17 protein-coding genes are annotated in these 15,175 nt (G+C 63.3%); 10 read left to right on the top strand and 7 right to left on the bottom strand.

Annotation, left to right across the window (positions count from 1 at the left end; genetic code table 11):
• The first annotated feature begins 37 nt into the window (after positions 1-37).
• From IG122_RS06980 to IG122_RS06970, 3 genes are read left to right on the top strand one after another with little or no spacing between them, the layout of a single operon-like run.
• Positions 38-2,371 carry a copper-transporting P-type ATPase gene (locus IG122_RS06980; RefSeq protein ID WP_193181858.1) on the top strand — a complete coding sequence of 778 codons (2,334 nt, stop codon included), beginning with the start codon at positions 38-40 and terminating at the stop codon, positions 2,369-2,371.
• A 14-nt stretch (positions 2,372-2,385) separates the two neighbouring features.
• Complete coding sequence (gene cueR, locus IG122_RS06975; RefSeq protein ID WP_193181856.1) at positions 2,386-2,778, top strand: Cu(I)-responsive transcriptional regulator; 393 nt, start codon at positions 2,386-2,388, stop codon at positions 2,776-2,778.
• Positions 2,775-3,299: a c-type cytochrome gene (locus tag IG122_RS06970; RefSeq protein WP_193181854.1), complete on the top strand. Its 525-nt coding sequence runs from the start codon at positions 2,775-2,777 to the stop codon at positions 3,297-3,299. Before cueR ends, IG122_RS06970 begins: the two co-directional genes overlap by 4 nt.
• Positions 3,300-3,319: 20 nt before the next feature.
• Here the strand turns inward: IG122_RS06970 and IG122_RS06965 are convergent, their stop codons facing one another.
• The 3 genes from IG122_RS06965 to IG122_RS06955 form a co-directional block, all read right to left on the bottom strand.
• Positions 3,320-4,408, bottom strand: coding sequence for an ABC transporter substrate-binding protein (locus IG122_RS06965; RefSeq protein ID WP_193181852.1), 1,089 nt, complete (start codon positions 4,406-4,408; stop codon positions 3,320-3,322).
• Positions 4,396-5,082 (bottom strand): hypothetical protein, encoded by a 687-nt coding sequence (locus tag IG122_RS06960; RefSeq protein WP_193181850.1) that lies wholly within the window; start codon positions 5,080-5,082, stop codon positions 4,396-4,398. Before IG122_RS06960 ends, IG122_RS06965 begins: the two co-directional genes overlap by 13 nt.
• Positions 5,083-5,353: 271 nt before the next feature.
• Complete coding sequence (locus IG122_RS06955; RefSeq protein WP_193181848.1) at positions 5,354-6,505, bottom strand: NADH:flavin oxidoreductase/NADH oxidase; 1,152 nt, start codon at positions 6,503-6,505, stop codon at positions 5,354-5,356.
• A 179-nt stretch (positions 6,506-6,684) separates the two neighbouring features.
• Here IG122_RS06955 and IG122_RS06950 point away from each other — a divergent pair, with 179 nt between their 5' ends.
• The 4 genes from IG122_RS06950 to IG122_RS06935 all read left to right on the top strand — a co-directional run bounded on the left by IG122_RS06950 (position 6,685) and on the right by IG122_RS06935 (position 9,201).
• Complete coding sequence (locus IG122_RS06950) at positions 6,685-7,854, top strand: M20 aminoacylase family protein (protein ID WP_193181846.1); 1,170 nt, start codon at positions 6,685-6,687, stop codon at positions 7,852-7,854.
• Between the two features lie 4 nt (positions 7,855-7,858).
• Positions 7,859-8,434, top strand: coding sequence for a P-loop NTPase family protein (locus IG122_RS06945; protein ID WP_193181844.1), 576 nt, complete (start codon positions 7,859-7,861; stop codon positions 8,432-8,434).
• A gap of 116 nt (positions 8,435-8,550) precedes the next feature.
• Positions 8,551-8,796 carry a hypothetical protein gene (locus IG122_RS06940; protein WP_193181842.1) on the top strand — a complete coding sequence of 82 codons (246 nt, stop codon included), beginning with the start codon at positions 8,551-8,553 and terminating at the stop codon, positions 8,794-8,796.
• A 189-nt stretch (positions 8,797-8,985) separates the two neighbouring features.
• Positions 8,986-9,201, top strand: a complete 216-nt coding sequence (locus IG122_RS06935; RefSeq protein WP_193181840.1) for a hypothetical protein — start codon at positions 8,986-8,988, stop codon at positions 9,199-9,201.
• A gap of 95 nt (positions 9,202-9,296) precedes the next feature.
• On the opposite strand, the gene IG122_RS06930 is transcribed toward IG122_RS06935, so the two are convergent.
• Positions 9,297-9,683 (bottom strand): winged helix-turn-helix transcriptional regulator, encoded by a 387-nt coding sequence (locus IG122_RS06930; RefSeq protein WP_193181838.1) that lies wholly within the window; start codon positions 9,681-9,683, stop codon positions 9,297-9,299.
• Between the two features lie 55 nt (positions 9,684-9,738).
• Here IG122_RS06930 and IG122_RS06925 point away from each other — a divergent pair, with 55 nt between their 5' ends.
• A complete protein-coding gene (locus tag IG122_RS06925) occupies positions 9,739-10,053 on the top strand; it encodes a nuclear transport factor 2 family protein (protein ID WP_193181836.1) in 315 nt (104 codons plus the stop codon).
• Between the two features lie 34 nt (positions 10,054-10,087).
• On the opposite strand, the gene IG122_RS06920 is transcribed toward IG122_RS06925, so the two are convergent.
• Both IG122_RS06920 and IG122_RS06915 read right to left on the bottom strand, forming a co-directional pair.
• The gene (locus IG122_RS06920) at positions 10,088-10,723 is read right to left on the bottom strand and encodes an FMN-binding negative transcriptional regulator (RefSeq protein WP_193181834.1); all 636 of its coding nucleotides are present in this window, start codon (positions 10,721-10,723) and stop codon (positions 10,088-10,090) included.
• A 72-nt stretch (positions 10,724-10,795) separates the two neighbouring features.
• Positions 10,796-12,235 (bottom strand): aldehyde dehydrogenase family protein, encoded by a 1,440-nt coding sequence (locus tag IG122_RS06915; RefSeq protein WP_193181832.1) that lies wholly within the window; start codon positions 12,233-12,235, stop codon positions 10,796-10,798.
• A gap of 235 nt (positions 12,236-12,470) precedes the next feature.
• Between IG122_RS06915 and IG122_RS06910 the strand changes: the two genes are divergently transcribed.
• The gene (locus tag IG122_RS06910; protein ID WP_193181830.1) at positions 12,471-13,364 is read left to right on the top strand and encodes a peptidoglycan-binding domain-containing protein; all 894 of its coding nucleotides are present in this window, start codon (positions 12,471-12,473) and stop codon (positions 13,362-13,364) included.
• Positions 13,365-13,367: 3 nt separating this feature from the next.
• A complete protein-coding gene (locus IG122_RS06905; RefSeq protein ID WP_193181828.1) occupies positions 13,368-13,910 on the top strand; it encodes a hypothetical protein in 543 nt (180 codons plus the stop codon).
• A 4-nt stretch (positions 13,911-13,914) separates the two neighbouring features.
• Here IG122_RS06905 and IG122_RS06900 read toward each other — a convergent pair whose 3' ends face one another.
• Entirely contained in the window at positions 13,915-15,078 is a 1,164-nt protein-coding gene (locus IG122_RS06900) for a fumarylacetoacetate hydrolase family protein (RefSeq protein ID WP_193181826.1), read from the bottom strand.
• Between the last annotated feature and the right edge of the window lie 97 nt (positions 15,079-15,175).

Below are 15,175 nucleotides of genomic sequence, written 5' to 3'. Positions count from 1 at the left end.
ATATACGGTCGTTTTCCCGTTCCGATGGAGCCAGCGCATGTCCAGTCACGCGCACGAAAAAATCGAGACCAAGAGTTCCTGTTGCCACGGCGAGGCTAAGCCGGTCGAGACGTCCTGCTGCGGTCATGCCGAGCCGGCACCCGCCGCGAGCGCCTGCTGCGGTCACGAGAAAGCCGAACCCGCCGCGCATGCCTGCTGCGGCCATGGCGGTGGAGGCAAGAGCTCGGGCAAGGCGGTGACCACGGGGAAACCCGAAGGCGCGGGTCCGGGCTATATCTGCCCGATGTGTCCGAGCGTCTGGAGCCCGGAGCCCGACAATTGCCCGATCTGCGGCATGGCGCTCGAGCCGGAGATGATCACGCGGGATACGCCACCCAATCCGGAATATATCGACATGCGCCGGCGCTTCGCCGTTGGTGCGCTGCTCACCCTTCCGGCCTTCATCCTGGCGATGGGAGAGATGGTGCCGGGCCTCGACCGGCTGATCGCCGGGGCCTGGAATCCTTGGGCGCAGGCCCTGCTGGCGACGCCGGTGGTGCTCTGGGTCGGCTTCCCGTTCTTCGAGCGCGGATGGAATTCGCTGAAGAGCGGCCATTTCAACATGTTCACGCTGATCGCCCTCGGCACTGGTGCGGCCTGGCTCTACAGCGTCGCGGCCCTGCTGCTGCCGGATCTGTTCCCGGAGGGGTTCCGCGGTGCCGACGGGGCGGTCGGACTTTATTTTGAATCCGCGGCCGTGATCATCACGCTGGTCGCGCTCGGTCAGGTGCTCGAACTCGGCGCGCGGGAGAAGACGTCGGATGCGCTGAAAGCCCTGCTCGGCCTCGCCCCGCTCACGGCCAGGCGTCTGACGGCCGACGGAAGCGACGAGGAAATCGAGATCGAGGCGATCGAGGTCGGCGACCGGCTGCGGATCCGCCCGGGCGAGCGCGTTCCTGTCGACGGGCACCTGCTCGAGGGAACCGGTTCGGTCGATGAATCCATGCTGACCGGCGAGCCGCTTCCGGTCGAGAAGGGCGCGGGCGATGCCCTCGTCGGCGGGACCCTGAACGGCAACGCGACTCTGGTGATGGAAGCGGAGCGGGTCGGCCGCGATACGATGCTTTCCCATATCGTCGCGATGGTCGCCGATGCACAGCGCAGCCGTGCGCCGGTGCAGAAGGTGGCGGACGCGGTGGCGGGCTATTTTGTTCCGGCGGTAGTGCTCTCGGCGATCGCGGCCTTCGCCGTCTGGGCGCTCATCGGTCCCGAACCCGCGCTGGCGCATGGCGTGATCGCCGCAGTTTCGGTCCTCATCATCGCCTGTCCCTGCGCGCTCGGTCTGGCCACCCCGATGTCGATCATGGTCGGGGCCGGACGCGGAGCCGCCGCGGGCATCCTGATTCGCGATGCGGAAGCGATCGAAGGCTTCGAGAAGGTCGACACACTGGTGGTCGACAAGACCGGCACGCTGACCGAGGGACGGCCGGAGATGGTCGACATGGCGAGTGTCGGCCCGGAGGCGGATGAGATCCTGCGTCTCGCCGCTGCCGTGGAAAGCGGCAGCGAGCATCCATTGTCGGCCGCCGTGCTGCGGGCTGCCGAAAAGCGTTCGGTCTCCTTCAAGCCGGCCAGCGGTGTGACCGCCGAAACCGGCCTGGGATTGAAGGGAACGGTCGATGGCGAGGTCGTTGCTGCCGGTTCCGCCCGGTTCATGGAAACACTCGGGGTCGATATCGTGGCACTCGCGGAGCAGGCGGACCGCTTCTCTAATTCTGGTGCGACGCTGCTCTATGTCGCCAACGGCGACACGCTGATCGGCCTGATCGCGGTGCGCGACAAAGTTAAGGAGGGCGCCAAGGAGGCGGTCACCGACTTGCAGAAGGACGGCATCCGCGTGGTCATGGCCTCGGGCGACAATCCGAAGGCGGCGGTTGCGATCGGCCGGGAACTCGGGATCAAGGACGTCCGCGGTGGCCTGATGCCGGCGGACAAGGCGGACCTGATATCCGATCTAAAGGCGGAAGGGTGCGTCGTGGCGATGGCCGGGGACGGTATCAACGACGCGCCGGCGCTGGCGCTTGCCGATATCGGCATCGCCATGGGCACCGGCACCGACATCGCCAAGGAAAGCGCGGCGGTGACGCTGGTGAAGGGCGATATCCGCGGGCTGGTGAAAGCGCGGCATCTCAGCCGGGCGACCATGCGCAACATCCGCCAGAACCTCTTCTTCGCCTTCATCTACAACGCGCTCGGCGTGCCGGTGGCGGCAGGCGTGCTCTATCCCGTCCTCGGGATGACCCTGAGCCCGATGCTTGCGGCGGCGGCGATGAGCCTCAGTTCCGTTTCGGTCATCAGCAACGCGCTGCGCTTGCGGACCGTGAAGCTCTAACGGGGAGACGCGCCATGCAGATCAGGGATGTCGCCGAAAGCGCCGGGCTGCCGGCCAAGACGATCCGGTATTACGAGGAGATCGGTCTCGTGCATCCGGAACGCCGGGAGAACGGGTACCGCGACTATTCGGACGAGGATATTCACCGTCTCCGCTTTCTGCAGCGGGCACGGGGACTCGGCTTCTCCATAGAGGACTGTCGCGCCCTTCTGTCTCTCTACGACGAGAAGGGGCGGGAGAGTGCGGACGTCCGGGCCATCGCTGAGGCGCATCTGGAAGAGATCGACCGCAAGATCCGCGAGCTGCAGAGTCTGCGCGGCACGCTCGCTCATCTTGTTCGCGCCTGCCATGGCGATGACCGACCCGATTGCCCGATCCTCGACGATCTCGCGGGCGGCTCGCAATGAACTGGAAGATCCTGCTCTCCGGGGGTGCCGTCCTGCTGCTCTTCGCGCTGGCCGGCTATTCCCGGATACAGGACCCGGACCGGCCGTCGGTGTTGTCCCGTGTGTTGCCGGGCGCCGCCGAGGCGGAGAAATCGACCGCGGTGCGTCTCCGCCCTGGCGATACCGGGCTCGTCGCGGAGGGCAAGAAGATCTACGCGACCGAATGCGCCGCCTGTCACGGGCTCAATCTCGCCGGTCAGCCGAACTGGCGCGAGCGCAAGCCGGACGGCCGCCTGCCGGCGCCGCCGCACGATCCGAACGGCCATACGTGGCACCATCCGGACGAACAGCTTTTCGCACTTACCAAGTTCGGCCCGGCGCGGATCGTCGGAAACGGCTACGAGAGCGACATGCCGGGGTACGAAGGCGTTCTCAGCGACAGGGAAATCCTCGCCGTACTGTCCTTCATCAAGAGCTCCTGGCCGCCGGAAATCCGGCAGCGCCACGATATGATTAACGCGCAGGCCGCCAAGGGCGGCTGAGGGCACGCCCATCTTGACGGCTAGTTGCCGAGATGTTTTAGGGCGCCGGTTGCAATAATGTAATTGATTGTCTGACCGTCATTATTAGAGCGGATCGTCTGGATCCCCCCAATTGCGCCGTTGCCGTCGATCAGTATCTTCAGTCCCTGCTCTGCAAAGGCGTCGGCGTCGAAATGGGTGGTCAAGGATATCCGCTTGTAGGTCCCATCGACTGGCGTTTCAATTTTACCCGAGTGATTTCGCCGAACGAATTCGGGCATCGCCAACAGGCGTCGTGTCGGGGTGAAGTCTCGGCCGAAAAATCTTGCGAAGCGTGAATTGTAGCTTGGATCCTCGAAGGTTAGCACGAACTCCTCGCTACTCAATCCTTCTGCTGACTGCCGCAGAGTGGTTGAGAGGGTGGAGTCGCAGGCACTGATTTTGTTGCATTTTGGACATTTCGGCTTCGAAGAACTTACCGAAGCGGAATCGAAGATTTGGCTGCATGCCGAAGATTTCGAACATTTCGATTTACAGCCTTTCTTTTTCTTTTTTCCTTGCTGTGCATCTATCTCAGAAATCCTTCCCCAGATCTGCTCTGCCAACAGCTTGCTGCCAGGGGTATTATCGAAAGCATCGATAGTGACGAGCTGATCCTGCGGTCCGATCTGGTCCCAAAATGTGTCGTCCAAAGCCCCGTCGTAGTCAGGGACGATATTCACCACCGACGCGCCTGCCATCGGACGCAGCAGACTTACAATTCTTACTTCAGGAAATCTTCGGGCGACCGAAGCGACGGCCGTGGCCTGGCTGTCTGACGGAAGAATGGCAATAATCTCGGTTATCCCGTCTCTTTCGATTACTTGCTTTGCCGCTTGCACAGCATTCTTCGAACGCGGTCCCGAGTCCTGAATGACCAGAGAGATAGACTTTCCGTTCTGACCAGTGAGATGGATCGCCTGATCTCTCGTCGCTGCGAGCAGGGTTAGAGCGTCGGGGGCAACGTTGCCTGTAACCGGCGCGAGGACGGCGATACGCTGCTGAGCTACAGCCTGCAAAGGCAGAGTAAACAAGATGAGCAAGAGCAAGAATGACACCGATTTCGGTAATTTGCGCATCATGAACTCCATTGCGTCTGTTCGCGGCAGGGAAGCGTGACGGAGGTCATTTTCTTTTGTCGGCTCGCATAGCTTTTCCGGAGGATTCCGGGCAACGCCGACGTACAGGGGACGACAACGTCCGGGAGTTCATCTGAGAGAAATGAAACGTTGATTGTGACCGTTACCGGCATCGGTTTGTCCAACTCTGCGGTCACTTTTTTCAAGTATTCATCGAAGGCAAGTCGATTGCTGATCGGGTTTTCCGTGTCAGGCAGAAACACTGGATAGAGCCTTACCTCTTCGCTGAACGACGTGCCGGCCTTCACGGTTTTCGGGCTCGCAACGCTCTCCGTTGTGTCGACGGAAGTGTAATGTGCGAAATACTTCCATCGAAGATCGCCTTCATGACCGGCCATATCGAAATGGCCCGAGATTTCCCGAATGAGGACGTCTTTGTCGTTTTTGCTCTGGTTGATCACGGTGATCGTCGAAACAGTAACGGTCAGATAGGCATCGTCCTTGCAGACCCATTCATAGACATCCACGCCAATGTCTTCGTCAGGTTCGCACCGGAGCTCGATTTCCGTTGGAGAAAGGACAACGATTTCCGGTGACGCGAAGTAACCGACGATAAGAAAAACGTTCGGTATCAAGGCCAAAACGAAGGCCGAGACAGCAACCAGCTCGGTAACCTTCTTACCCATGAAGCGCCAGTCACCGCTAGAACCAGATCCGCCGGGCTGAGACACTTGGTCTCGCTGACCCGTAGGTGGGCTCTCGTTCTCTTTTTGTGACGGGTTTAGTGACGGCCTGTCCGACGGCGTTGCCATCATGTGGCACCTGCCTCAATTATTTCCTTAGACACTCTTCCGTAACACGAAGAATACAAGCATCAACTTGCGTTTACAACCTAAAGGAGAATTATCGTTTTCGAAAATCTGACGATTGATGCGGTGCTGGGGCGCCGCAATCAGTTTAGGTTGTGCGCGTTTGCGCCCTCTGGCCCTGCGCCCTTTTCTGCAGCCACCAGCCATATTGCGGCGGCCAGTGCTCGAAATCCTCGTCGAGCTTGAAAGTGTCCGCCGCATGGCGCGGCCAGAACGGGTTGTAGAGCGCCTCGCGGCCGATCGCGATCAGGTCGGCGTCGCCCGCCTCAAGGATCTCCTCTGCATGGTGCGGGTCGGTGATCAGTCCGACCGCCTGGGTCATGATCCCGACATCGCGGCGGATCTCTGCGGCATAGGGCACCTGGTAGCCGGGCGAACGATTCAGCTTGAAGTTGGTCGCGCCCTTCGGCGTCTGCCCGCCGGAGGAACAGTCGATTACGTCGACGCCGCGGTCTTTCAGTTCCTTGGCGAAGACGAGGCTGTCCTCCATCTCCCAGCCGCCGTCGATGGCGTCCACGGCGGAGATTCGGACGAAGAGCGGCAGATTGTCCGGCAGCGCGGCGCGGACATCCTCGGCGATCTCCAGCGGCAGCCGCATGCGTCCCTGCAGATCTCTGCCATAGGCGTCGGTGCGGAAGTTGCCGAGCGGAGAGAGGAATGTCTGCAGGAGATAACCATGCGCGCAATGGATCTCGACGGATTCGAAGCCGGCATCGACCGAGCGTTTGGTCGCGTCGGCGAAGGCCTGGCGGAGCCGCTTCATGTCGCTGAGGTCGAGTTCCCGGGGCGTAAGCCAGCCGTCGGCAAGCGGCACCGCGCTCGGGGCTTCCGGCTGCCAGGGGGTATCGCCGCCCGCAATATCCTCCGGGGTGAGGGGGCCGTTGCCTTTCCAGGGACGCTGCATGCTGCCTTTGCGGCCGGAATGGCCGAGCTGGATCGCCGGCACCGTGCCTTCGGATTTAAGGAAGGCGGCAAGCGGTGCGAGCTTCGCCGCATGCTCGTCGTCCCAGATGCCGAGATCGCCGTGGGTGATCCGTCCGTCGCGGGTCACCGCCGTCACTTCCAGGATCACCATCCCGGCACCGCCGATGGCGAACTTGCCGAGATGCGCCATATGGAAATCGGTCGGGAAACCTTCCTCGGCGGAATACATGCACATCGGCGGGATCACGATGCGGTTCGGCAGGGTGATGCCCCGGAGCTGGATCGGCTGAAAGAGCAGCGGCGTCTTGGCGGTCATTGAAGTCCTCCCCGTTTTTGCCGGAGAGGATAGCCCATGGCCTTCGAAATTGGCCATTTCCGGTTGGTTCTCCCATGCCAAGTCAATCGCGCCCGCTCGGCACTTGACAGGAACGCGGAGCGCGCCATCGTGGGCCCGTTTCCAATCCTTCGAATCACCCGCCCGCCAGGAGCCTTTCCATGCCTATCGTCAATCGCATCGCCGACTTCCATGCAGAGCTGACGGGCTGGCGGCGCCATATCCACCAAAACCCGGAACTCGGTTTCGAGGAATTCGAGACCTCGGATTTCGTCGCCGCCCGGCTGACCGAAATGGGCCTCGAGATCCATCGCGGGCTCGGCGGTACGGGTGTCGTCGCGACGATCAAGGGTAATGGCGGCGATGGTCCGGCGATCGGCCTGCGCGCCGACATGGACGCGCTGCCGATCCAGGAGAAGGGTACGCTGGAGCACCGCTCGCAGAGTGACGGAAAGATGCATGCCTGCGGCCACGACGGGCACACAACGATGCTGCTCGGTGCCGCGAAATATCTCTCCGAGACCCGCAATTTCGCCGGGACCGTGCACCTGATTTTCCAGCCGGCCGAGGAAGGCAAGGGCGGCGGCAAGAAGATGATCGAGGACGGTCTCTTCAAGCTGTTCCCGGTCGACGAGGTCTACGGCATGCACAACCGGCCGGAAATGCCGGTCGGCTGCTTCGGCGTCTCCGCAGGGCCGGTCATGGCCGCCCGCGATAACTGGGAAATCGCCATCAAGGGGCGCGGCGCGCATGCGGCGATGCCACACCAGGGCGTTGATCCGGTGGTCGTCGGCGCCAACATCGTCATGGCGCTGCAGACCATAACCAGCCGCAACACCGATCCGGCCGAGGCGCTGGTGATCAGCGCCACCCAGTTTCATGCGGGCGATGCCTTCAACGTCATTCCGGACGAGATCATGCTGCGCGGCACCTGCCGGGTGTTGAATCCCGCGATCCAGGCGACGCTGCCGGAACGGATCAAGCGCGTCGCGGACGGTATCGCCGCGACCTACGGCGCGACGGCGGAATTGAATTACATGACAGGGTATCCGGCGACGGTGAACACGGCAAAGGAAGCGGATTTCGCGGCCGGGATCTGCGCCGAGGTCGCGGGCGGCACCGGCAAGGTCGATCGCGATTTGCCGCCGAGCATGGGCGCGGAGGATTTCTCCTACATGCTGCAGGAAAAACCGGGCGCCTATATCTGGTGCGGCAACGGAGATACGGCGGGGCTGCATCATCCGGAATACGACTTCAACGACGAGGCGCTGACGCTCGGCGCCAGCTACTGGTCCCGTCTCGTCGAGACGCGTCTGGCGAAATCCGCGTGAGGCCGTGACGGATCCGGCGTCGCTTCCACAGGGCATCCACGTTCTCGGCGCCTCGGGCTCCGGCACCTCGACCTTTGGGCGGGCCTGGGCGGAGCGTTTCGGCTATCTGCATCTCGACACGGACGATTTCTACTGGCTGCCGACCGAACCGCGGTTCCTTGAGAAACGCACGGTGCCGGAGAGGCTCCGCCTGCTGACAGAGGCGATCGATGCGGCGGAGCGCTGGATCCTGACCGGCTCGCTGGTGTCCTGGGGCGAGCCGTTGGTTGAGCGGTTCGATCTCGTTGTCTTCGTCTACACCCCCTTCGATCTGCGGATGGACAGGCTCATCGCGCGGGAGGAGGAGCGCTACGGCGTCGAGGCGCTGCAACCCGGCGGGGCGCATTATGACGCCCACATGGCCTTCATCGAGTGGGCGGCTTCCTATGATACTGCCGGACTGGAAACCCGCAGCCGCCGCGCGCACGAGGCGTGGATGGCGCGGCTGCCTTGCCCAGTGATCAGGGTTTCCGGCACCGACACGACGGCTCGCCAAATCGAACAGGTCGCGGGTTCCGTGCGGGAGCTGGACGTCGGATAATCCGTCCGCGCCGTGCATGCGCAGCGCCGTCCGTCTTGGAACAATCTGTCGTCAGAACCGTTCTCTCTGCATACGAGGCTCAAGCCTCTTTCTGAATTGCATCGAGGAGACGCGAAATGCGACGCACCATGATCCTTCCGGCGGTCCTTGCGGGCGGCCTCCTGGTTTCCGGTTGCACCGGCATGAACTCTACGGAACAGAGCACGCTCTCGGGCGGCGCCATTGGCGCGGGCGTCGGCGCTGTCGGTACGCTGATGACCGGCGGCTGTGTCTCCTGCGGTGCCGCGATCGGCGCCGGTGTGGGTGCCGGTGCGGGTTATATCCACGACAAGATCAAGAATGAGGAGAAGGGGAAAGATTGAGGTTCCGGAGAGCACCGGTTCTCCAATCTCCTGACATTCTCCGGGTGAACGGCCGCCATCCCTCAGGCGGCCGTTTGTGCGTTCGGGGCCGAAAATAATCGAACCTCGGTGGAACCATTTGCGGCCTCCCGCGTTTTCTTTGCAAGCGAGGCAAGTGCCTCCCCCCGAAACGAAGAGAGGAGCCGAGACATGCGACGCGTTCTGATCCTCCCGGTCATTGCCGCAGGCATGCTGATGCTTTCCGCCTGCGTCGATGGGAGCGCGACCGAGCGGCATGTGTTTAACGGAGGCGCGATTGGCTCCGGACTCGGCCCGAGCACGTCGCTGACCGACGGATGCGTGTCCTGCGGTGTCGGCGCCGGAACCGGCGTTGGCGCGGGGACTGCCTACCTCGTCGACAACTGACCGAGAGTTTTCCCCGAGAGCGTCGACCTACCCCAACCCGACGTTCCCCCAGAGAGCGGCCGCTTCCCCCTAGGCGGCCGTTCTTTCATTTGCCGTCAGGAGGCCTCGGCATTCTTTTCCGGCCGGGCGGCAGCCCAGGTCAGCAGAGCGTCGAGGGCGGGACACAGTTCCTGGCCCCAGTCGGTCAGGGCGTATTCGACTTTCGGCGGTACCTGGGGATAGACGATGCGGCGCACGATCCCGTCCGCCTCCATCTGCCTGAGCTGCTGGATCAGCATCTTTTGCGAAACCTCTGGAATCGCCCTTTCGAGCTCGGAGAACCGCATCACCCGTCCGCCGAATAGATGGAAAAGGATGACGAGCTTCCACCTGCCTTCGAGCATCTTCAGCGCCTGCTCGACACCCTCCGCCGCCGTGGAGCGGGTGTAGCCATGATGCTTACCTTCGGGTGAGTACCTTACTTTTTCGTGTGTTCTTGTCATTCCGGAAGCTTATGAACAGATAGGCTCCATCGCAACAGAGACGGAGCCACTAGTCATGGCCAGCGCCATTCCGATCCCCGCCGCCAATTATTTCGCCGCCCGCTCGCCGGAAGAGGTAGCGGATTGCTTCACCGCCGACGGCGTCGCATTCGATGAAAGCCAGACCTATAACGGCCGGACCGAGATCCTGCGCTGGCGCGAGGGGCTGGCGAACATCCGGTTTCGTCAGGAACTGCTTTCGGCCCGGGAGGAAGGGGAACGTACGCTCGTCACCTGCCGGGTCAGCGGCGACTTCAAGGGCAGTCCGGTCGAGCTGGATTACACTTTCGAGTTTGCCGAAGGCCTGATCAGGCGGCTGGAAATTACCTGATCAGGTTCGACGCCGTTACCGGCTCTGACCGGGATCAGGTGCCGAGTTTTTCGCGTGTGACGACAGAGATCGGCGCGTCGTCGCCGTCGCGCGCCTCGATGCCGGCGAGCACGCCTTCCTTGTCGGCGGCTGGCCGGTTCTGGCTCAGTTTCCACTTGCCCTCAATCCTGGTGATCGGGATCTCGAAGCCGATGATGCCCTTCAGCTGCGACTGGACGAAGGGCTCCGGCGCGTCATTGACCGCCCAGGGTGCCGTGTTGGTCGCCTCGTGACGGTCCGTCAGGCGCGAGACCATGTCGCGCAGCCATTCCGCGTCGTCGTGGTAGGTGATCGGCCCGTAGGCATGGACGGCGATGTAGTTCCAGGTCGGTACCACCTTGCCGGTCTCCTGCTTGGTCGCATACCAGTTCGGCGTGATATAGGCCTCCGGGCCGAGGAACATGGCCAGCGCCTCGACGCTCCCGTCCGCGCCCTTGGCCTGAAGGTTCGCTTTCGCCAGATGGCCGGTGAGGGTGCCGTACTCGCCCTTCGACGGGTCGAGCAGCATCGGCACATGGCTGCCGATCAGTCCGTCCGGGCCGAGCGTGACGAGGGTACCGAGAGCTATTCGTCGGATCGTCTCATGCAGCACGTCGAGATTCTGTTCGCGGAAATGCGGCGGCACGTACATGGGACTTCTCTCCTGAAATGCGAACGGCCGGCACGGGGGTGTGCCGGCCGCGCGATCGGACGCGAATGTGCGTCAGATCGGAAGTGTATAGGCGGTTTTCACCGTTGTGTAGAACTCGGCTGCATATCTGCCCTGCTCGCGCGAGCCGTAGCTCGAGCCCTTCCGGCCGCCGAACGGCACATGATAGTCGACGCCCGCCGTCGGCAGGTTGACCATGACCATGCCGGCCTCGGAATTGCGCTTGAAGTGGCTCGCATATTTGAGGCTCGAGGTGCAGATCCCGGAGGAGAGGCCGAAGGCCGTGTCGTTGGCGACCGCCAGGGCCTCGTCGTAATCCTTCACCCGGATCACGCTCGCCACCGGGCCGAACACTTCCTCGCGGTTGATGCGCATGGAGTTGGTGGTCTCGGTGAAGAGGGCCGGCTGCAGGTAGAAGCCCGGGGTCTCGCGGTTGAGGCGCTCGCCGCCCCAGGCGAGCTTGGCGCCCTCGTCCTTGCCGATCTGGATGTATTTCTCGTCCTGCGCCAGCTGGCTCTCGTCCACCACCGGGCCGATATGGGTGCCGGCCTTGAGCGCGTCGTCGACATTGAGGCCCTGCAGCTTCTCGATGCAGGCGGCGACGAATTTGTCGTGGATGCCTTCGGTCACGATCAGCCGCGAGGAGGCGGTGCAGCGCTGGCCGGTGGAGAAGAAGGCACCGTTGACGGAGACGTCGACGGCGGTCGCGAGATCGGCGTCGTCGAGAACCACCATCGGGTTCTTGCCGCCCATCTCGAGCTGGTACTTCTTCATCGTCGCCGAGCATTTCGCCGCGACATGCGCGCCGGTCGAGACCGAGCCGGTGAAGGTGACGGCATTGATCTTGGTGCTGGAGAGGATTGCCTCGCCGACCGTGCCGCCGCTGCCCATGACGAGGTTCAGCACGCCGTCAGGCAGGCCGGCCTTCTTCAGGATCTCGACGAGGGCCCAGGCGCAGCCCGGCACCAGGCCGGCCGGCTTGAAGACCACCGTATTGCCGTAGCAGAGCGCCGGCGCGATCTTCCAGGCCGGGATCGCGATCGGAAAGTTCCAGGGCGTGATGATGCCGACCACGCCGACCGGCTCGCGGGTGATCTCGACCTCGAGACCCGGACGGGTGGAGGCGATCTTCTCGCCGGAGAGGCGCAGGCATTCGCCGGCGAAGAAATCGAAGATCTGTGCGGCGCGGATGGTCTCGCCGATGCCCTCGGCGAGCGTCTTGCCCTCCTCGCGGGAGAGCAAGCGGCCGAGCTCTTCCTTGCGCGCCATGATCTCGGCCGCGGCTGCGGCGAGGATGTCGTGGCGTTGCTGGATCGGGCTGCGGGCCCAGGCGTGGGAGGCGGCGACGGCGGCGTCGATCGCCTGCTCGGCGCCGGCGGCATCGGCCATCGCGAACTGGCCGACCACGTCGTTGGTGTTGGACGGGTTGATGTTGTCGCTGGCATTGCTGCCCTCGACCCATTCGCCGCCGATCAGGTTGCGGTGCAGTGTCATGGGAGTTCCCTCTCTTCTGACGGCGCCGTGCGCGCCGGTCTTGATCCGGGGAGGGAGCTTACGCGGGAATTACCGTGACGCAAGACCGTCCCGGCGGGGAGTCTCTTTCCGCCGGAGCAGGAACGGGTCTTTTGGAGGTAAAATAGGAAAAATACTATTTTCCCGATTGAAAATCTTATCGCTGCCTCCATCTGCTGCTTGAGGGATCGGAACGGGCTGAATGCGGAGCGGGTCTATGGAAGAATACGAAACGAGATTCGAGGCGACGGAGAGCAGCCCCCGCGAGGATGTCGCGGCGGTGCAGTTCGCGCTGAGGAAGGCGGCACGCCACGGCACGCGTCCCTATTATGCAGGGGAGATCGACGGCCGCTTCGGCCCGAGGACGAGAAGCGCGATCGCCAGCTACCAGCGCGACCGCCGGATTGCCGGGGAGCGGACCGGGGAGGTCCGGCGTGGCGGGCCGACCGGTCGGTCCCTCGCCATGCTGGCCGGCGGGGAAATCTATACCGGCCTTGAAGCCCGGGTCGCGCTTGTCGAATCTGCCGGAGCCACTGCCGGAGCGGTTTTCGAGGTCCGTCCGCCGAATATTCCGGCGGACGCGACCCCGATTGCCGACGATGAACTGACAATCGTCGGTTACCGATCGGAACGCCACGGTCTGATCGAGATTCTCGATCTCGACGGCGAGGTGGTGCATCGCGACGAACTCGGGTTGGAATCGCCGCTGTTCGACCCGTCGCTGCTGATACCGGCAGGCGGCCTTGCGATGCTATCCCTGCGCAAACTGCTCGCCCTTGCGACGGGCCGTGCCGCCGCCGGGACGACGGTGCGTCTTGGCCTCGGTCAGGAGATCGAACGGGCTCTGTTCCGCGCATTGCATAGTCTGAGGCAGACGCCGCTGCGCTTCACGAACACGACAGCCGCTCAGATGCGTGATCCAGGCCGGCACGTTCCGGTGCATGTTCTGCGGATGGCCATCCGCCATGGCCGCCGCGCCCCGGACCCGCGTGGCGTTCGCGGTGCGATCGAATATCGCATTCCGATGTCCCGGCTGGGGCAGCGTTACGAATTGAAAATCGTGCTGCGGGAGAGGGACAATACTATCCTTCACTTTCACTATGAGAGGTGAGCCATGGCCGGCGGGGTCCAATTTGCGCTGATCGAGCGCGCGGAGATCTGCGCGGCGCAGTTGCTCTTCTCCGACGCCTATTGCCTCGGCGTTGAATTGCGCTACCCGGACCGCGTGACCGGACCGCGCAATCTCTCCCAGCAGGTCTCCGAGGGCTACGGCCTGCATCATGCCTCCGCGCGGGTGATGCAGGGCGGGCTCGATCTCGTCTTTGACCGTTACGGGGACGAGGCTTTCAGCCGCTTGGTCGACATATCCTACAACAAGAACTCGGCAAACTGGGGCGAGGGAGGCGTCGAGCCGCCCGAGGTCTCGAAGGAGGCATGGCTCGGCATCGCGGCGGAGGAGGGGCTCGAAGAAGTCACCAGTCTCCCGGGTACGGCGCGCGCAACCGTCGATCTCCGGCGGGACCGGCTGCTGATCGAGCTTGATGGTGGCACCGGAGCGTTCCCCTGGGCGCGGATCGCCGACGGAGTCGCGGCAGCGGTCGTCGACGGAAAGCTTGCCGGATTATTTCTCGAGGGGTTCGATTTCACCGAGCGCTGAGGCCTCAGATCGAGATCCCACGCTTGGAGAGCGAGCGGAAGAGGGCGAGCGCACCGTCCTCCCACTCCGGCAACTGGTCCGATCGGCCGACCACGTTCTCCAGCGCACCGAGGCGTGAACTCGCGATCCGGACCCGGTCGCCCAACTTGTGGGTGAAGCCCTCGCCCGGACGGTCCTTGTCCCGGTCCTCGGTCGGTGCGAACAGGGTACCGGTATAGAGCACGGCGCCGTCCGGATACTGGTGGCTGTCGAACAGCTGGTTCGCGAGATCCTCCGGATCGCGGCTGATCACCCGCATCGTGCTGGAACCGCTGAGGACATATCCGTCGGGCCCGGTCACTTCGAGCGAGAGGTCCGCATTGCGGATCTCGGTCATGGTGAAATTGTCGTCGAGCAGGCGGATGAACGGCCCGAGACTGGCGGAGGCATTGTTGTCCTTGGCGCGGCCGAGCAGCAGCGCGCTGCGGCCCTCGAAATCGCGCAGGTTCACGTCGTTGCCGAGGGTTGCGCCGACGATGCGGCCATCAGGGGCGCAGACCAGAACGACCTCGGGTTCCGGATTGTTCCAGTCGGAGCGCGGGTGCAGCCCGATCCGGGCGCCGTGGCCGACGGAGGACATCGGCTGGGCTTTGGTGAAAATCTCGGCGTCGACGCCGAATCCGACCTCGAGATAGGGCGACCAGAGATCCTTCTCCAACAGCGTCTCGCGCAGCTTCATCGCTTCCTCGGAGCCCGGCACGATGGCGAAGACATCGTCGCCGATATCGCGGGCGAGCTGCTGGCGCGCTTCCTCGGCCTTGAGCGGATTGCCTTTCGTCATCTCTTCGACGACGCGCTCGATCAGGCTGTTGGCGAAGGTGACGCCCGCGGCCTTGATCGCCTGCAGGTCGATCGGGGACAGAAGGCGGGGTCCGGTCGCCGCCGGGTCGAAACTGGCATCGAGAATATCGGACAGCTTTCCGAGCGACGTTCCCTCGCAGCCGCGTACGATGCTTGCCGGACAGTTCGCCTTCAGCGCATGTGTGATTGTCGGGAGGCGATGGGTAATGTCGATCACTTCGTCGCCGCGCACCGTGCAGACGGCAGGGCCCTCCGGCGTCGATACGCGTCCGAGCAGCGTTGCCTTTTCAAGATCGGACGGAAGATCCGTTTCGATGCGATTGCTCATTTCTTAACTCCTCCCAATGCACCGACATTAGCGCGCTTCTCGTGGCGCGGCGAATTCTTCCGGTGATGTCTTGCGACGGATTATTGCCTCTCTGGGA

The organism is Nisaea sediminum (assembly GCF_014904705.1).
In the GTDB taxonomy this organism is placed as follows: domain Bacteria; phylum Pseudomonadota; class Alphaproteobacteria; order Thalassobaculales; family Thalassobaculaceae; genus Nisaea; species Nisaea sediminum.
The sequence above is the reverse complement of the archived record's forward strand: the minus strand, read 5'-3'. Positions and strand labels throughout refer to the sequence as shown.